At 68.1% G+C, this 17606-nt stretch carries 18 protein-coding genes; 8 read left to right on the plus strand and 10 right to left on the minus strand.

Going from position 1 to position 17606, the window contains the following annotated elements; translation table 11 throughout:
* The first annotated feature begins 189 nt into the window (after window positions 1–189).
* The 4 genes from AC1DH3_RS14750 (at window position 190) to AC1DH3_RS14765 (ending at window position 3952) form a co-directional block, all read left to right on the plus strand.
* Complete coding sequence (locus AC1DH3_RS14750) at window positions 190–813, plus strand: hypothetical protein (RefSeq protein ID WP_476909640.1); 624 nt, start codon at window positions 190–192, stop codon at window positions 811–813.
* A 40-nt stretch (window positions 814–853) separates the two neighbouring features.
* A complete protein-coding gene (locus AC1DH3_RS14755) occupies window positions 854–1858 on the plus strand; it encodes an aldo/keto reductase family protein (protein WP_441419281.1) in 1005 nt (334 codons plus the stop codon).
* Between the two features lie 3 nt (window positions 1859–1861).
* The gene (locus AC1DH3_RS14760; RefSeq protein ID WP_476909641.1) at window positions 1862–2716 is read left to right on the plus strand and encodes an SDR family oxidoreductase; all 855 of its coding nucleotides are present in this window, start codon (window positions 1862–1864) and stop codon (window positions 2714–2716) included.
* 138 nt (window positions 2717–2854) lie between these two features.
* Window positions 2855–3952: a sulfite oxidase gene (locus tag AC1DH3_RS14765; RefSeq protein ID WP_476909684.1), complete on the plus strand. Its 1098-nt coding sequence runs from the start codon at window positions 2855–2857 to the stop codon at window positions 3950–3952.
* 46 nt (window positions 3953–3998) lie between these two features.
* Here AC1DH3_RS14765 and AC1DH3_RS14770 read toward each other — a convergent pair whose 3' ends face one another.
* The 9 genes from AC1DH3_RS14770 to AC1DH3_RS14810 all read right to left on the minus strand — a co-directional run bounded on the left by AC1DH3_RS14770 (window position 3999) and on the right by AC1DH3_RS14810 (window position 11759).
* Entirely contained in the window at window positions 3999–4778 is a 780-nt protein-coding gene (locus tag AC1DH3_RS14770; RefSeq protein WP_476909642.1) for an SDR family NAD(P)-dependent oxidoreductase, read from the minus strand.
* 96 nt (window positions 4779–4874) lie between these two features.
* Complete coding sequence (locus tag AC1DH3_RS14775) at window positions 4875–5675, minus strand: anti-sigma factor domain-containing protein (protein ID WP_476909643.1); 801 nt, start codon at window positions 5673–5675, stop codon at window positions 4875–4877.
* The gene (locus AC1DH3_RS14780; RefSeq protein ID WP_441419277.1) at window positions 5662–6237 is read right to left on the minus strand and encodes an RNA polymerase sigma factor; all 576 of its coding nucleotides are present in this window, start codon (window positions 6235–6237) and stop codon (window positions 5662–5664) included. The genes AC1DH3_RS14775 and AC1DH3_RS14780 overlap by 14 nt, the downstream gene beginning before the upstream one ends.
* Before the next feature lie 50 nt (window positions 6238–6287).
* Window positions 6288–7070, minus strand: a complete 783-nt coding sequence (locus tag AC1DH3_RS14785; protein ID WP_476909644.1) for a class F sortase — start codon at window positions 7068–7070, stop codon at window positions 6288–6290.
* A gap of 76 nt (window positions 7071–7146) precedes the next feature.
* On the minus strand, window positions 7147–7983 hold the full coding sequence (locus AC1DH3_RS14790) for a DUF4397 domain-containing protein (protein WP_476909645.1): 837 nt from the start codon (window positions 7981–7983) through the stop codon (window positions 7147–7149).
* 194 nt (window positions 7984–8177) lie between these two features.
* Window positions 8178–9884 (minus strand): DUF4389 domain-containing protein, encoded by a 1707-nt coding sequence (locus tag AC1DH3_RS14795; protein ID WP_476909646.1) that lies wholly within the window; start codon window positions 9882–9884, stop codon window positions 8178–8180.
* Entirely contained in the window at window positions 9881–10330 is a 450-nt protein-coding gene (locus tag AC1DH3_RS14800; RefSeq protein WP_441419273.1) for a flavodoxin family protein, read from the minus strand. The genes AC1DH3_RS14795 and AC1DH3_RS14800 overlap by 4 nt, the downstream gene beginning before the upstream one ends.
* Window positions 10327–11382 (minus strand): zinc-dependent alcohol dehydrogenase family protein, encoded by a 1056-nt coding sequence (locus tag AC1DH3_RS14805; protein ID WP_476909647.1) that lies wholly within the window; start codon window positions 11380–11382, stop codon window positions 10327–10329. Before AC1DH3_RS14805 ends, AC1DH3_RS14800 begins: the two co-directional genes overlap by 4 nt.
* Window positions 11379–11759 (minus strand): hypothetical protein, encoded by a 381-nt coding sequence (locus tag AC1DH3_RS14810; protein WP_476909648.1) that lies wholly within the window; start codon window positions 11757–11759, stop codon window positions 11379–11381. Before AC1DH3_RS14810 ends, AC1DH3_RS14805 begins: the two co-directional genes overlap by 4 nt.
* A gap of 360 nt (window positions 11760–12119) precedes the next feature.
* Here AC1DH3_RS14810 and AC1DH3_RS14815 point away from each other — a divergent pair, with 360 nt between their 5' ends.
* Window positions 12120–13670: an amidohydrolase gene (locus AC1DH3_RS14815; protein WP_476893417.1), complete on the plus strand. Its 1551-nt coding sequence runs from the start codon at window positions 12120–12122 to the stop codon at window positions 13668–13670.
* A 27-nt stretch (window positions 13671–13697) separates the two neighbouring features.
* On the opposite strand, the gene AC1DH3_RS14820 is transcribed toward AC1DH3_RS14815, so the two are convergent.
* A complete protein-coding gene (locus AC1DH3_RS14820; protein ID WP_441419269.1) occupies window positions 13698–14222 on the minus strand; it encodes a hypothetical protein in 525 nt (174 codons plus the stop codon).
* Window positions 14223–14329: 107 nt separating this feature from the next.
* Here AC1DH3_RS14820 and AC1DH3_RS14825 point away from each other — a divergent pair, with 107 nt between their 5' ends.
* The 3 genes from AC1DH3_RS14825 to AC1DH3_RS14835 all read left to right on the plus strand — a co-directional run bounded on the left by AC1DH3_RS14825 (window position 14330) and on the right by AC1DH3_RS14835 (window position 17600).
* Window positions 14330–15856, plus strand: coding sequence for an HNH endonuclease (locus AC1DH3_RS14825; RefSeq protein ID WP_476909649.1), 1527 nt, complete (start codon window positions 14330–14332; stop codon window positions 15854–15856).
* A gap of 201 nt (window positions 15857–16057) precedes the next feature.
* Window positions 16058–16675 carry a uracil-DNA glycosylase family protein gene (locus AC1DH3_RS14830; RefSeq protein ID WP_441419267.1) on the plus strand — a complete coding sequence of 206 codons (618 nt, stop codon included), beginning with the start codon at window positions 16058–16060 and terminating at the stop codon, window positions 16673–16675.
* Window positions 16676–16856: 181 nt separating this feature from the next.
* A complete protein-coding gene (locus tag AC1DH3_RS14835; protein ID WP_441419266.1) occupies window positions 16857–17600 on the plus strand; it encodes a glucose 1-dehydrogenase in 744 nt (247 codons plus the stop codon).
* Window positions 17601–17606: the final 6 nt, after the last annotated feature.

The following is a 17606-nucleotide window of genomic DNA, read 5'->3' on the forward strand; positions in this document are numbered from 1 at the left end:
GGCATTCGCAGCGGCGGGGACGCGGGAGTCCCCGTGCGGGTTGCCGAAGGTATCAGCTTGGACACATAGTGCCCGGTAAGGCCATTACCTGCGTGTCAGTTCGAAATTGTCCGTATGGTTAAGAAGGGCTGTTGCCCGGCGGAACGATTGCGGCACGGACCTCACTGCAGGCTGGATTGGAGAGGCGAAGTGGAAGACCCGACAACGATCGCCATGAACCTGACCTTCTTCGGCACCCTTGGTGTTGCCCTCGTCATGTTCTTCGGCCTCTTCCTTGCCCTCGTCATCACCTTGCTGCTTGCCGGAATCGGCCGGTTGCTGGCCATCGCCGTCGCGGCCCTCGCCAGCGGCCTGAAGTCAGCACGCGAACCGGCCGGCCAGACGATCGCCGTCGAACCCAGTGCCGGCGCCGGCAAGGCCGCGAGGCCGGCTAAGCCAGCCAAACCGGCCCGCAAGGAGCCCCAGCTGTCCCCGGAGTGGGCCGCCGCCGTCGAGCGTGCCGATGCCCGTGCCAGGGCGCGGGCCAAGGCCGAAGCCGCTCCGGAAATCAAGGTCTCAGTCCGCGAGCTCCCGAGCCCCAAGGCCCCGGCGCGCGACATCAAGGAAGTGGGGCCCCTGGTCGAGTCCGCGATGGACCGGAACGGCGTCCCGGCTGCCGCGCCACTGGCCCTTAAGAAGCCCCCGATTCCGGCCACGAGCCCAATCCTGGACACCGGCTCGCTCGCCATGCTCAAACACCAGCCGGCCGAGCCGGGCCAGCGGCAAAGCCCGCGGCCGGCCCAGGGGCAGAACACAGAACGCAAGGCCAGCTGAACCCTTACCCCTGGCAGGCATCTGGGCTACGTTGGAACCCATGGAATTCAGATACCTCGGGCACAGCGGCTTCAAGATTTCGGAAATCACCTTCGGCAACTGGCTCACCCACGGCTCGCAAGTGGAGAACGACGTCGCGACCCAGTGCGTGCGGGCAGCGCTCGACGCCGGGATCAGCACCTTTGACACGGCGGATGTCTACGCCAACACCGCAGCCGAGACGGTTCTGGGTGCGGCGCTCAAGGACGAGCGCCGGGAGTCGCTGGAAATCTTCACGAAGGTATTCGGTCCCACCGGGCCCAAGGGCCATAACGATCTTGGACTTTCCCGCAAGCACATCATGGAATCCATCAACGGCTCGCTGTCCCGGCTGCAGACGGACTACGTGGACCTCTACCAGGCCCACCGCTATGACTACGAGACGCCGCTGGAAGAAACCATGCAGGCCTTCGCCGACATCGTGCGGCAGGGCAAGGCGCTGTACATCGGCGTCAGTGAGTGGACGGCCAACCAGATCCGCGACGGCCATGCCCTCGCCAAGGACCTTGGCTTCCAGCTGATCTCCAACCAGCCGCAGTACTCCATGCTGTGGCGGGTCATCGAGGCCGAGGTGGTCCCGACGTCGGAGGAGCTGGGCCTGTCCCAGATCGTCTGGTCCCCCATGGCCCAGGGCGTGCTCAGTGGCAAGTACCACCCCGGCAAACCCGCGCCCGAGGGCAGCCGCGCCACGGACGCCAAGGGCGGCGCCCGGATGATCGAGCGCTGGATGTCCGACGAGGTGCTGACCGGAGTGCAGCAGCTCAAGCCGATCGCGGAGGAGGCCGGGCTGACCATGGCACAGCTGAGCATCGCGTGGGTGCTGCAGAACAAGAATGTGGCATCCGCCATCATGGGCGCGTCCCGCCCGGAGCAGATCGCCGGAAACGTGGCCGCCGCCGGCGTGAAACTGGACCCGGCCATCATGGACAAGATCGACGCCGCCATCGGTTCCCTCGCCGAACGGGACCCGGCGCAGACCAAGTCGCCGGCCTCCCGCGAGGCCTAGCCCGTGCAGACTCTGCCGGATCTCGCTGTCACCGGTGCCACCGGCCACCTCGGCGGCCAGGTGGCCCGGCTGCTGGCCGCCGCGGGAAGCGCCCAGCGGCTGCTCGTGCGCGACCTCGGCCGGGCACCGGAACTGGACGGCGCCGTTCCCGTCCTCGCCAGCTACGCGGACGCCGCACAGGCACGAACCGCCCTGGCCGGGGTGAAGACCCTCTTCATGGTCTCCGCGGCGGAGGCCGAGGACAGGCTCCAGCAGCACTACACCTTCGTCGACGCGGCGGCTGAGGCCGGCGTGCAGCACATCGTGTACACCTCGTTCTTCGGCGCCGCCCCGGACTGCACCTTCACGCTGGGACGGGACCACTATGCCACCGAGGAGCGGATCAAGGCCTCCGGAATGGACTACACGATCCTGCGGGACAACTTCTACCTGGACTTCCTGCCGCTGCTGGCCGGCGCGGACGGTGTGATCCGCGGCCCCGCCGGGGACGGCGTGATGGCAGCCGTGACTCGGGCGGACGTTGCCCGTTCCGCGCTGGCTGTGCTGCGGGACCCAGCGCTGCACGTGGGCCGGAGCTATGACCTGACCGGCCCGAAGGACCTTTCGCTGACCGCGGCAGCCGTCCTGCTGACCGCCGGCACCGGCCGCACCATCAGGTACCACAACGAGACCCTCGAAGAGGCGTACGCCTCCCGGGAACCCTATGGAGCGCCGCCCTGGCAAGTGGACGCCTGGGTCAGCACCTACACCGCCATCGCCGCCGGCGAGCTCGCGGGGCCGACGTCGGCCGTGCACGAACTGACCGGGCGGGAGCCGCTGGGACTGGCGGACTTCCTCGCCGAAGCGCACTCACTCTAGGCGGCAGGCCCTAGGCGGGCCGGCGCGCGGCCCGGTATTGACGCCTACCGGGCGGCGGCGTAGACCTGAAGGAACGCGAAGAGCACACAGAATCGCAGTCCCATGCCCAAACAACTGTCCAAGCACACTTCACCGGTCATGGCACGGCGCCGGCAAACGCAAAAGCTGGCGGCGCACTCCGGTGAGCCCAGCCATGGGCCGCTCACGGCCGAAGAGCTGCAGCTTGCAGTGCGGAACCACTCGATGCCGTTGGAGGCCCTCCGGAACGACGTGACACCGCCCGGGCTGCACTACCTGCTGGACCACTTCGACATCCCGGCCATCGACGCGGACAGCTGGCACCTGCGGATTGGCGGCGCGGTGCAGCGGTCGCTGGAACTGAACCTCCGGGCCCTGCGCCGCGCACCGAGCATCAGCGTCCCGGTCACGCTGGAGTGCGCCGGCAACGGCCGGGCCTTGCTCAAACCGCGGCCGCTGAGCCAGCCCTGGATGATGGAGGGCGTCGGCACCGCCGTCTGGACCGGGGTGCCGCTGGCCTACCTGCTGACCCAGGCCGGCGTGGACGAGGACGCCGTCGAGGTCGCGTTCACCGGGGCCGACGCCGGCATCCAGGGCGGCGTGCGCCAGCAGTACGCGCGCAGCCTGCCGGTCAGCGAAGCGCTGCGGCCCGACGTCGTGCTGGCGTACCGGATGAACGGCGCCGAGCTGCCGCCGCAGCACGGCTACCCGCTGCGGCTCGTCGTCCCCGGCTGGTACGGCATGGCCAGCGTCAAGTGGCTGTCTGCTATCAAGGTGCTGACCAAGCCCTTCGACGGGTTCCAGCAGTCCGTCGCGTACCGCTACCAGCAGGACGCGGACGACGCCGGCACTCCGGTCAGGTGGATCAAGGTGCGTTCGCTCATGGTTCCGCCGGGCATCCCGGACTTCTTCACCCGGCAGCGGTTCCTGCCCGCGGGCCCGGTGATGCTGACCGGACGGGCCTGGTCCGGCCACGGCGCCGTCCAGCGGGTGGAGGTGGGAATCGACGGCAAATGGGCCCCCGCGCAGCTGGAACATCCCGCGGCGCCATTCGCCTGGTCCGCATGGTCGATGCCGTGGGTGGCGGACCCCGGACAGCACGAACTTTCCTGCCGCGCGACGGACTCCAGCGGCGCCACCCAGCCGCTCGAGCCGGTCTGGAACTACCAGGGCATGGGCAACAATGTGGTCCAGCGGGTCAAAGTCACGGTGGAATAGCCGCCGGACGAATCCGCACCGATCCTGACGAGCGGGACGGGAACCGCTAGTAGTCCACGATCGCGCCGCTGGAGATGTTGATGGTGGCATCGGTGATGGCGCCGGCCTTGTCCGAGGCGATGAAGCTCGCCACGTTGCCGACGTCCACCAGGGTGGCGGTTCGGTTCAGGTGCGCGGCCTTGGCGATCTCCACCACGATCTCCTCGCGCTCCTCCACCTGCCAGGGAATGGTCTCGATGATTCCGCCGGTGACCATGGTGACGACGCGCACCCCTGACTTCCCCAGTTCCAAGGCCCACTGCCGCCGCTGGCCCTCCATCGCATCCAGGGCCACCTTGAAGCCGCCGAGGCCGGCAAGGGTCTGCGGGCCCGAGCCGCCGAACATCAGCACGACGCCAGACTTTTGCTTGATCATGTAGCTCGCTGCGGCCCTGGTGGTGAGGAAGTGGGTGCGGGTGGCCAGTGTGACGGGCTGGGCAAAGTCATTGACGTCGATTTCCATCAGGGGCTGCTGGATATCGCCGAAGGAAATGACGTTGAACGAGATGTCGATCCGTTTGGACTTTTTCGCCACGAAGTCCACAAAGGCGTCCACCTGCTCCTCGTCCAGGGCATCGACGACGGCGGTTTCCGCCGTTCCACCTTGCTCCCTGATGTCCCGCGCGACTTTCTCCAGCCTGGATTCCGTGCGGCCTGCGAGATACACCGTCGCGCCCTCGCCCGCAAAGGCCCGTGCCACCGCTCCGCCGATCGCACCGCCGGCGCCGTAAATCAGCGCGGTCTTGCCCTGCAGTAGGCCGCCAGCCGGCACTTGGTTAGTGAGCATCGTTCCCTGCCTCCCGCCGCGGAGTGGTGAATTCCCTCAACTATGTTCTCGCTGGGGTCAGGTGACAAGGGGTCAGGTGGCAACGGGACGAACGGCTCAGGACACGAGGGTTCCGCGCACGATGCTCACGCTGGAGTGCGCGGGATTGCCGTCGACCGGTTCGTCGGACACGTCCACGATCGGGTACTCGCTCAGGTTCAGGCCCGCCGGCACCGGGAAGGTGCCCGAATCCGAGGTCATGACCCCAAGGCTCACCAGCCGGGACAGGTCCGGCGCTATCAGCCAGACCTCCTGGTACCCGCGGGCCTCATTCTTGTTGACCTGAACTTCCAGGGTGCGCTGACCGTCCTTGGCCTCGACGACGCGGGCCGATCCGGTGGCAGAGTGCTGATCGACCGGGGCGAGCTCGGCGCGGGCCAACGGGGTCACCTGCGCCTGGTTCTGCTGTACGGACCAGAAGGCTCCCGCCGCCAGCAGGACTGTGGCGGCGGCGGCGGCCAGCCACACCCCGGGGCGGCGCATCCAGCCCGCGCCCCCGCCGGGCTTCCGTTTCCGGGCGGCGCGCTCTTCCCTGGAGGGCAGCGGCGCCGGTGACGGTGACACCGGCGACTCCGACGACGCCGACGGCGACGGCGCCGGCGAATCGGAGGCCGCGAGCGGGTTTGCGGCGACGGCGGGGGAAAGCCCCAGCGCGCTGTGAATTCCTGCCCACACCTGCGGTCCCGGCGCTTCGAGCGCGACAGCGTCCGGTCCCGGCTTGGCCGCGACCACGGCACGGCGGAGCCCCGCAAAGTCCGCTGCGCAGCCGGCGCAGGAGCGGAGGTGGTCCGCGGCGTCGTCCCCGAGCTCCTCGCCAAGTGCCAGCAGGCTCAGGGACTCCGGATCAAGATGTTGCACGGTCTACCTCCAATCGGCTTCTGAGCACGGACAGGCTGCGGCGGATGTGGCTCTTGACGGTACCAAGCGGCAGGTCCAGTTTCTGTGAGATCTGCGAGTGCGTCAGGTCGTCGTAAAAAGCGAGCTTGAGGATGGATCCTTGCGGTTCGCCCAGCCGCTCGAGTTCCCCATCCAGCAGCAGCCGGTCGGCGAGCAGCTCGGCCGCCGCGTGCCCGGCGGCCTGGCCCGGGTCCGGTGAGTGTTCGACGGCGGCCAGGACCTTCCGGGTTTCCCGCGTTGTAGCCGCCTGGGCGTCCGCAATGACATTCCGCGTGATGCCGACGATCCACGCCGGCAGCCGCGCCTTCGAGGGATCGAACGCGGACCGCGAGCGCCAGACCCGGATAAAGACTTCCTGGGTGGCATCGTCGGCCGCGGCGCTGTCGCGCAGCGAGCGCAAGGCCAGGGTGTGCACCAGGGGTGAGAATTGCCGGTACGCCTCTGCCAGCGCGGTTTCGTCCCCGGCAGCGAACGCCTCGTTCAGTCGCGCGTCCCAGGCGGAGGGGGACTCGAAAGGTGCCAAGCCCGGCTCCTTCCCCCTGCTGGCGGCGACAATGAGCGCTGCGTCCTGGATCACGCCGGCACCGCCGTGACAATCACATTGTCGCCGTAGTCCTGTTGTTCGTCCAGCCATCTGCCCCCGCAGGTCACGAGCTTCAGCTGCGGCGGCCCGTCGCGCCGAAACACGGAGGCGCCGTCGAACGCGTCCTTGGCCATCAGCTCCACCCGGATCACCCGATAGGCCAGGGGCGCGGCACCGTGCCGCTGGACTGTGACGATGGAGCCGGCAGGCAACGACTTGAGCTGGGAGAACGGCGCCGACTCGGAGGTGGTGTCGACGTGCGCCGCCACCACAGCAGTGCCGGCGGCGGCCCCGGGAGCAGGCCCGAAGCGGTACCAGCCGGCCTGGTTGAAGGGCTCCGGGATCTCCATGGCCCCGTCGGGGCTGACCCCCACCTCCACAATGGGCATGTTGATGGTGGTTCCAGCGACAGTCAGGAAGCGCGGGGCGGGGTCCTTGGCCGGGCTGGCCACCGGGGCCGCCGGCCGGACCGGGATGGGTGACTTCGGGACCGCTGACTTTGGGGCGGGAGCCGGCGCGACCTGCACAGGCCGCGTGGGCTGGGTTTGCGGCGGTATTTCGACGCCGGGTTGGCCGGCGCCGGGGGCTGCAGTCCCCAGGCCGGCTGCCTCCGTAGGCAGCGGAGCGGAGCTCAACCGCGGGGCGGCGCAACCGGCGATCAGCAGCGCCACCGTGGCGGCGGATGCCGCGATCCGCGCGGCGGAGCGCTGGGCGGACCTTTGCCGAACATCGGCGTGGAGACGCCAGGTGGCCTTCGCCGTCTTGCGCAGCATGTTCTTCCTCCTCCCGTAGTGAGCCCAAGGGCCGGCCGCCCGGGGTGTCCGGGCGGCCGGCGTGGGCGTTCGCGTCCTAGCGGGTGCGGCGGAACGCCGGCTGCCTGCGGGCCACAGCAACACCGCCGACAAGTAGCAGCATCACTGCGGCACCGATGCCTACAGTCGCGGCTGTCTGACCGAAGGGTGCGGTGCCGGCGTCGGCGGCGCCGGAGCGTCCGCCCGGAACGCCGCCGGGAGCGGAGTGCAGCCCCTCGATCTTCTGTACGGCCAGTTTCAGGTTCTTGTCCGCGAGGCTGCCCCATGCGTAGACCACGGTGTGGGTGCCTTCGGCGACAGTCACGTTGGCCGGGCCGATCACCGGAGCCGTGGTGCCGGCGGCGGCGACGGCAACGGACAGGGTCCCGGGGTCAAGGGTGAGCGTCTTCGCCTTGGGATTGGCCAGGTTTGAGATGACGGGGGCGCCGCCTGCAAGGATGTCCACGGCCGGCGCCGCTGCCGTATGGCGGACAGTGAGCTTGCCCTTGCCGGGACCGATTTGCGACACGTCGTTGGTGAAGAAGTTGGCCGTCGGTTTGCCCGCAGCGTCGAGGTTGGCAACGGCCGTGTAGTTGCCGCTGGCGGCGAGGTTGACCTTCACGGGACCGATTACGGGGGCAGAGGCGTCCTTGGCATTTGCGGCGGTGATGGCAAGTTCATAGGCCCCGGCAGGAAGGGCCAGCGGACCGGCCAGGGTCCCCGGGGCGAAGTCATCCAAGGTGCGTTCGCCGTTGACCCATACGTCAACGGTCAACCCCGGCACTCCGTGGAGGACGGAAAGCTGGGCGTCGGGCTCGGCTGCCTGGGCGGGGCCGGCAAGGGTGAGTGCTGCCGCGATTGCCACGGCGCCTGCACTGAAAAGGCTGGTACGCATTTACATCTCCTTCAACGGCCCGGGGAGCGGGCGATTATTTGCTTACACCCCTACTACCGGCGCGTGGGGCCGTTTGGATGCAGATGCATGTAGAAATGTTTTGCAGGAGGACTGTGCGTGCCCAGCGGACGTAGTCCAGCAGCCGGGTTCCTCAGTGAGGTGCCCGGCTGCCGCAGGAGACGATCTGGGGTGGCCTAGGGACGCGGAGGGACCTCCGGGCCGCCTCTCCCCTCGTGAACTTCCGGAGGAACAGCCGCGGACGGGCCGCCGATCCCATAGAAGCCCGGCGGCCCGGGTTGCTGCTCGGGCGTTCCGGCCTGGGCCGCAGTCTGGCCCGGGCCGGGTGCCGGCTCGCCGTACGCGGGGGCCGGCGGAGGGCCGGCGGTCGGCACCGGCTGGAGGTCGCCCGGATCGGTGGGCCCCATGTCCAGATGGAACGGCGGGTATTCGTCCCGCATGAGGGCCACGTAGGTGATGACGCGGTAGATCCAGCGGTTCAGGCCCATCAGCAGGTCGAACAGCCCGCGCCAGTACTGGCCGGTGAACAACAGGATGACGCCCGCGATGAGCACCAGCAGCCCGATCAGCGAGATGCCGGCGTTCTGCTGGACCCACTGCCCGTCGTCCCAGTAACCCTCGCGGCTGCCCCAGACTCTCGTGGTGCCGGTGAGGACCCCCACGATGAGCAGATGCGGGATGGCCAGCAGCCAGGACTTCACCAGCACTAAGCCGTGGGACAGTTTCTCCGGGTAGTCGACGTCGAAGTCCGCCGGATAGCCGGTGCGGGCCAGCGTGAATGGCGGGTACTGGTCCGTGCCGATCGCCGCGTAGGAGTAGAACGCCACCCGCCAGCTCCAGCGGATCACGCCCACGTTGAAGTTGAACAGCGAGCGCGGATAGCGGCCGGTGAAAAGGATCGCGAAGCCGGCCACGATTGTGGTGACGACGAAGGCGAACCAAAGGAAGAACAGCACGATGTAGTGCGGGATGGCCAGGAACCACTTGACCAGCCACAGCCAGCGGGACAGTTGCGGGTCCAGATAGCCACTGAGCCGGGCCGGATAGACATAACCCCCGGGAGGGGCGCCGGACGGCAGCGGTCCCGCCGAGTACGGGGCACCTGCGTAGGGAACGCCGGCGTAGGAAGCACCTGGGTAAGGAGCCGGGGCGTGTGGAGCGCCGGCGTAAGGAACCCCAGGCTGCTGCCCGGGACCCTGCGGCGGCCTGCCGCGTCCCAGCCCGGCTGCGCCGGCCACAATCAGGGGGACACCCACCGCCAGCAACACAATGCCGCCGATCAGTAGCCCGAGGAAGATTGGCCAGAGGAGGTCCGAGCGGGCACCGCCGCGGAGGTCGACAGAAACCGGGCTGCTCGCGTCGGCGTTCATGATCACGACCGCCCAGTTCCCGGAGCGCAGGTCCCACTTGAGTTCCTGGCTGCCGGCCCCGGTGGCGGACGCCGTCCAAAATTTCTGATCCGCAGGCCGGGCGGGAGGCTTGGTTCCGGACACATCACGGTACTCGGCCCGGAAAGGCGAGAAGCGGACCTCGGTCAGCTCGGAATGTTTGACGCCGCTCAAATAGGCGGCCACGTCTGCCTGCGGAGCAATGCCGATGAAGATCTGCTGCGCCGAGTCCGCAGCGGAGCCGCGCAGCATCACGCTGCCGGCCGCCGCGGCCGGGTCGCCTCCGGCGGGTCCGGCGTCGGTCATGACATTCAGCCGCGGCGAGGTCAACGCGTAAGAGTCCACCGTGTAGCGCTCGGACGGGGTGGTGAAATAGCCGCCGTCGCGCTGCTGGTAATTGGCCCAACCGGTGAAGCCGGCCCCGGCGAGAAGTCCCAGTCCCAGCAGCGCCGCAAGCGTGCCGAGCACCAGCATGACAATCCGGCCCGGTTTCATGGCCGTTCCAACGCCTCCAGCAGTGACTTGCCCCATCGTGCGGCCTTCTCGATTTCGCCGGGCCGCAACGGCCCCTCGCTGCCCTGGACGTAAAAGGGCATAGGCTCGGAAATGATGTCGGCGCCGTTGTCCCGGAGCGCGTGCGCCATCTTCTTCGCCGCGTCGCCGTGGACGAACATCCGGACGCGGGTGTCGAAAGCTGCCGCTTTGACCCCGTTAAGATGGCCGTCCCCAAGCGTCGAGAGCAACTCCGTGATCTTCGGCGTCGGACGCCAGCCGTTGATGGGGCTTCCAAGCACGAGCAGGTCCCCCGCAGCCAGGTCGTCGGGGGAAAACTCGTTGACCGGCACGGGTGTGGCGTGGAGTTCGCCGAGCGAGCCGGCGACGGCTTCCGCCACGGATTTGGTGTTGCCGAACGCCGAATCGTAGACAACGTGGGCTTTCATGCGGTGATCACCACTTTCAGGGCCTTCGTTTCCGCGGCTCTGGCGAAGGTGTCGTAGGCGTCCATGAACTGGTCGAAACTGAAGTGGTGGGTGGCGAACTTGTCTGCCGGCACCTTGTCCTGGGCTACCAGCTTGAGCAACATCGGGGTGGTGTTGGCATTGACCAGACCCATGCTGATGTTGATGTTCCGGATCCAAAGGTCCTCCACGTGAAGTTCCACGGATTTTCCGTGCACTCCCACGTTGGCCACGTTGCCGCCCGGACGGACAATGTCGATGCACATGCTGAAGGTTGCCGGGATACCGACAGCCTCGATCGCCACGTCCACGCCCTGCCCGTCGGTGAGCACCATGACCTGGTCCTTCCAGTCGGCGTCCCCGGAAAGCACGACGTCAGTGGCGCCAAACTCGCGTGATTTTTCCAGCCGGTTCGCGTCGAGGTCGATGGCGATGATGGTGGCGGCGCCATAGAGGCCCGCGGTGGCGATTGCTGCAAGCCCGACCGGGCCGGCACCCACCACGGCCACGGTGTCGCCGGGCTTGACCCGGCCGTACTGCACGCCGATCTCAAACCCGGTGGGCAGGATGTCGGACAGCATCACTGCCTGCTCGTCGCTCACACCCTCCGGCAGTAGATGGAGCGAGTTTTCGGCGTAGGGGACGCGGACGTATTCGGCCTGTGTGCCGTCAATCAGGTGTCCAAAGATCCAGCCGATCCCGGACTGCCCTTCCTCGCCCATGCAGTGCGAGTAAAGCCCGGTCTTGCAGTTGGCGCAGTGCCCGCAGGACTTGATGCAGGAAATAATGACGCGGTCGCCCACCTTCAGTCCGGTCACGGAGGACCCGGTCTCGGTGATGGTTCCTACGCCCTCGTGGCCGAGGATCCGGCCCTTGGTTACGGCGGGCACGTCGCCCTTGAGGATGTGGAGATCCGTGCCGCAGATGGTGGTGGTATCCACCTTGACGATCACGTCGCTGGGATTCTGGATCTTCGGATCCGGGACGTCCGTCCAGGACTTCTGGCCGGGGCCGCCGTACACGAGGGCTTTCATGCGAGCTCCTTGGTTCTGAGGATGACGTGCGGATCGACGATCCGCAGGCGGCAGGGGGTGACGGACGAGTCAATGCCGGAAGAAACGATGGACTGGCGGGCGTGCTCGCGGAGTTCCTCGAAAGCTGCCGCGGTGACCCGGGCGTGCGCCAGGTCCACGATGATCTCGTAGCCTGCGAGTCTGGAAGTCACTCGGCGGCACACCACGTAGAGAGCCCGGATGTTGGCGGTCGTGACGACGCCGCGCACCTCGACGCGCGCGGACTCCTCCGCGAGGTCGATCCGGATGACCACCTTAATCCGCGGATCGCCGTGGGAGGGGTGTGCGTGGAAAGACCGGGCGCGGCTGGCTTGGTTCAAGTGTCGCAGCGGGCTCATGCGTTCTCAGAGCTCCCCCGCTGCGCAGCCGTGGTGGCGGTCGTCGTGTGCGCATCGGCTGCGACAGAATATTGACTAGACATGTTGGATGGTCTCCTGCCTTTCCTGCCCAAGCTGGAAAGTGCAAATGCCATTTCCTCACCCCAGGGTCCTAGCGAGACCGAAAATGCTTGCAGGCGGTTCATCCCCCATGGCCGTGCAGGAACCGCCCCAATTCCAGAATGACCTCCGTGCTGTTCGCGGGCAAGGGGGCGAAAGTCCCTTGCACGCGCCGGGGCTCGGGCGACTGGGAGGCGTGTGTTGGCAGTGACCAGTGGTGCGCGAATTGTTGCCACCCCCAGGTGGCCCTAGCCTGTTCCTATGCCGAAAAATGCCGTTTCCGCCGCTCAGCCGGGTCTTGCCCTCACCTCGGTCCGGCAGCCGGGGGAAATGACGCTGTGTGACATTTTCATTACGGACGGCATTGTTGCTCGGATTGTGCCCGCGGGCTCGCGGGGTCCGTCGGCGGAGGCATCGGCGGGCGGTCTCGACGTGGTGGACCTGGACGGGCGCTTCGTGATTCCGGGCCTGTGGGACGAGCATGTCCACATGACCCAGTGGGCCCTCGCCGCGGGCCGGATCGATCTTTCCGGCGCAGGCTCCGCTCGGGAAGCGGCCGCCGTCGTGCAATCCCAGCTGAATGAAAAGGGTTCCGGGGCGGCCGAAGGTAGAGGCTACGGCGGCGCCGCGGCCGGCGGCCGGACGCTCGTCGGCGTCGGATTCCGCGACGCTGTCTGGGCGGACATGCCCAGTCTTGAACTGCTCGACGGCGCAACCGCCGGCGTCCCCACGGCGCTGATCAGCCACGATCTGCACTGCGTGTGGCTCAACACCGCGGCCGCCGGGCGCTACGGCGTGGCCGTGGGTGCGGACGGACTGCTCCGCGAGGATCCGGCCTTTGAACTCACCAGGGAGTTGGGCCGACTGCCCGACGCCGCGGTCGACGCCATGGTCCGCGACGCCGGGAAGGCAGCCGCTGCGCGAGGCATCGTGGGGATTGTCGACTTCGAGATGGTCTGGAACCGGGATACGTGGCTGCGGCGGATCGCGGCGGGGTTCGATTCCTTCCGCGTTGATGCGGGGGTCTATCCGCAGGATCTGGACCGAGCCGTCGGCGCGGGGATGCGGACCGGCCAGCAGGTTCCGGAGGGCGGCGGACTCCTTCGGGTGGGTCCGCTGAAGGTCTTGATCGACGGCTCACTGAACACGCGCACGGCGTACTGCGTGGACCCCTACCCGCACGGCGGCCGCGGACTGCTCACGGTCAGCGAGCCGGAGTTGCTGGAGCTGCTGGTGCGGGCCCGCGACACCGGGTTCGTTCCCGCGGTACACGCGATCGGCGACGGCGCCAACGAGGTGGCTTTGAACGCCTTCGCGGCAGCCGGGATACCGGGCCGGATAGAGCATGCGCAGTTTGTCCGGCAGCAGGACTTCGCACGGTTCGGCGAACTCGGCCTCACCGCCAGCGTGCAGCCTGCCCACGCCCTCGATGACCGCGACGCGGCCGACTCCAACTGGGCCGGCCGGACGGAGCGGGCGTTCCCGCTGCGCTCCCTGCTCGACGCCGGGGCCACGCTGGCACTTGGCTCCGACGCTCCGGTCGCGGCGCTGGAACCCTGGACGGCCATGTCTGCCGCCACCACCCGGGCCCGGCAGGACGGCCGCGGTCCGTGGCACCCGGAGCAGGCGCTGACCCGGCAGGAGGCGCTGGCTGCGTCGTCGCGCGGACGGCGCCGGATCAGCGTCGGCGACCCTGCCGACGTCGTCGTGCTCGACGCCGACCCGCTGGCCGCCTCCGACGCCGAGTTTGCCGCGATGCCGGTGGCCGCGACGCTGGTGGCGGGGCGGTTCACGCACCGCGTCGGGTTTTAGCTGGGTGCGCCTAGGCGCCCTTAACGACTAGGCGCCCTTGACGCGGGCCTGGACCATGTTGGCATAAGGCAGCCTGCCGTGGTCTGCGATGAACGCGGCGTGGTAGCCGGCTTCGGCCGCGGCGAGCTGGTCCACGGGTAGCTCCTTCCACGCGATGATCAGCTTGTTGGCGGCGGCGAGCTGCCAGATCAGCCGCCCATCCCAGTGGCCCGGCGGCTTGCCCTTCCCGAAGTCCACGAACTCCTGGATCTGCCGGCGCAGCCCCCGGTTGCCTTTGCTGCCCGGCCCGGCCTTGCCCACGTAGAGGACGTCGGCACCGTCGACCCATTCGACGTCGAGCGCCTCGGGCTTGAGGGTTGGATCCTTTTTCTTGAAGATGCCAGCCGTGCTCTTGGCGAGGAACTGAGGCCGGGCGCTACCCGGCCCGGGGCTCTCGGGCAGCAGCACGGCGAAGATGCCGGGTTTCTGGGGGATCCGGTTGATGTCCAACTCCGTTAGCGCCCGGAACCCGGTGAAGCCGTCCTGCTTCAGTGACTGTCTGTTGATCGGCATGGGTTCCTTGGCTTGGGCTTTTAGGCGTGGCGGTGCTCTTGGTGCCTACGGAGGCGGCGGTTTCTCGGCCGCCTTAATTGTCACAGGTGCCTGATTGACTGGATTCCATGGACGGCAAGCAAGGGCCCGACGTGGCTCCGGCGGACAGCGCAACGGTCGCGGACCTCGCGCGGATCCTGGCCGGAATCCCGGCCCCGGCCAGCGCAGCGGCCCTCATCGACGAAACACGCGAGCTGGAGGACCTGAAGTCCGCCCTGGCCGCCCGGCAGGCCCGGGACGCCGTCGCCTTCGACCTGGCCCAGCGCCGCGAACAATCCCTGGCCGGGGTTCCCGCCGACCAGCTCGGCACCGGCATTGCTGCGCAGCTCGCCCTCGCCCGCCGCGAATCCCCGGCCAAAGGCGGGAGACTCCTGGGCCTCGCCAAGGCACTCGTCACCGAAATGCCGCACACCCTCGCCGCCCTGGAAACCGGCCAGCTCAACGAATGGCGCGCCACCCTCCTGGCCCGCGAAACCGCCTGCCTGTCCCCCGCCGACCGGGCCGCCGTCGACGAAGAACTCGCCCCCGACGCCGGGACCTTCGACGGCGCGGGCGGCCGCGCCATCATCGCCGCGGCCCGTGCCGCCGCGTACCGGCGGGACCCGCGCTCCATCACCCAGCTCGCCGGCCACGCCGAAACCGAACGCCACGTCAGCCTCCGCCCGGCCCCCGACACCATGTGCTACCTGACGGCGTTGTTGCCGGTCGGCCAGGGCGTGGCCGTGCACGCCGCCCTCACCCGGCACGCAGACGCGGCCCGGGCCGCCGGGGATCCCCGTTCCCGGGGCCAGCTGATGGCCGACGCCCTGGTGCAACGCACCACCGGCAAAGCCGGCGGGATCAGCGGCATCGACATCCAGCTCATCATGACCGACCGCACCCTCTTCCAGGCCGACAGCGAACCCGCCCGCCTCCCCGGCTACGGCATCGTCCCCGCAGGCTGGGCCAGGGCCCTGCTGAGGGACGCGGGCACCGGCACGGCGGGCGGCTCCGGCGCCGAACGCGCCTTCGCCCTCTGGGTCCGCAGGCTCTTCACCGCGCCGGCCACCGGCGAACTCGTGGCCATGGACTCCCGCGCCAGGCTCTTCCCGCCCGGGCTGCGCCGGTTAATCCAGGCCCGGGACGACACCTGCCGGACCCCTTACTGCGACGCACCCATCCGCCACCTGGACCACATCATCCCCTGGCACACCGGCGGCGTAACCACAGCAGCCAACGGCGCCGGGCTCTGCGAAGCCTGCAACCACACCAAAGAAACCCCCGGCTGGAACGCACACCCACGCCCCGGACCCCGGCACACCCTCCAACTCACCACACCCACCGGCCACAGCTATCACTCCACCGCCCCGCCGCTGCCGGGAGGGGCATATGGATCGACTGCGACATTCGGCCAGCGTCGGGAAATTCGACACCTCGTCAAGGTGCTGAAGCTCGGGCGGGTCAGGACTGAGAGCGGCCTGAGACTTAGGGACGAGGTTGGCCGTCCGCGGCCTGCTGAGGGACTTCGGGGAGGGCGGCAGGCCGCCATGTATCCGCTAAACGCCAAAAATCCGTTAAACACAGGACCTGCAGGTACCTTCGCGATCTCGCTATGAGACGGCTCGGACATTTTCATGTCCAGAACGACCCGGCTTAATCAAGTGGTTACCTGCAGGCGCTTTAAGCGTACGCCTGCCCAGAAGCCGAGGCTAGGGGTCCGTCGCCTCTTCCGGGCCGCACGAAAACACCCTCCGGCACAGAAGCGTAGAGTGGAACAAGACGCCTGATTCTGGACGCCGAGTGCTGAGGGAGAAATCGTGACGATTGACTGGGACGAAAAGAAGACTCTGCTGCAGGAACCGAACATCGCGGCCGTGACCCAACTTTGCGACGAACTGATGGAGAAGAAGCCGGGATCTGTGGTCCCGTACATCGACCCCGTCCATGATGAGGACGAGTGCCGCATCGTGACCCTCCATATTGCGCCCGGCAAGGGCTGCGAATCGGGGTTCGTCTCGCATTTCAACGAGGACGAGGCAGCCCGCCGCGCCACCTCCATCTACGAAGCCGTCGAACTCGACCCGCGCTATGTGATGCCGTGGAACGCCTATCCCTGGGTCCGCGACCCGGAGCTCCCGTCAGCCCTGAACGTCCAGGAAAAGACCGACGGCTTGCGGCCCTTCCGCCAGTTCATGAAGATCAACAAGCGGACCTCCGCGATCATCGCCCACGGTGCCGACGCCCACGCCTTCCTGACACTGTTCGAAAAGACCTACCACTCCTCACTGAAGAACCGCGGCGTGAAAATCTACAAAGCCACCGCGCTGGGTGGCCGCGCCTTTGCCGTATCGCCGGCCAAGCAGGAAGAACTCCTGGCCAAGAACGTCGCGGTCTACAAGGACGCCATGCAGCGGGCGGGGATCCAGCACCTCTAGGCGCCACACGACGCCGGCTCGCCGCCGCCTGCCGACGTCGCCCTTGGGCCCAACGGCCCTGCCCAACCACGTCTCCCCCAGCCAAGCTGGGATAGCTGACCGCATCACGGCCGGCCCGTCGCAGACGGATGCAGCGCAGACGGATACAGCGCTGACTGGTGCAGCTCGAAGGGACAACGGTATGGGACGTTTGGACGGCAAAGTCGCACTGATCAGCGGCGGCGCCCGCGGCATTGGCGCCGCGATCGCGCAGCGCTTCCTTGACGAAGGGGCGACGGCCGTCGTCGGCGATGTGCTGGACGACGACGGCGCCCAGTTACTGGCTCAACTCGGCGACGGCGTCCGCTACGTTCACCTGGACGTGACCAGCCCGGCGGACTGGGACGCAGCAGTTAACGAGGCCGTGTCCGCTTTCGGCGGCCTGAGCATCCTGGTCAACAATGCCGGCATCGTGAACTTCGGGCGGATCGACGACTACCCGCACGAACAATGGGCCCGGATCATCGAGGTGAACCTCACCGGGGTCTTCAACGGCATCAAGGCCGCCGCCCCAGCGCTGGCCAGGGCGGGCTCCTCCTCCATCATCAACGTCTCCTCCATCGCCGGACTGCGCGGCTACGAGAACCTCGCCGGCTACACCGCGTCGAAATTCGGCGTGCGCGGCCTGACCAAGGCGGCCGCACTCGACCTTGGGCGGGACGGGACCCGGGTCAACTCCGTCCACCCCGGCGTCATCCAGACCCCCATGACCGAGGGCATGACCTTCGACACCGGCCATGTGCCCCTGCACCGGATCGGCCAACCCGCCGAGATCGCGCAGCTCGCCGTCTATCTGGCCAGCGAGGAATCCTCCTTCGTCACGGGTGCCGAATTCGTCATTGATGGCGGCGAAACCGCGGGCACCGTCGTGCCGCCCGGCAGCTGACCGCGC

The organism is Arthrobacter sp. 05L428 (genome assembly GCF_056397665.1).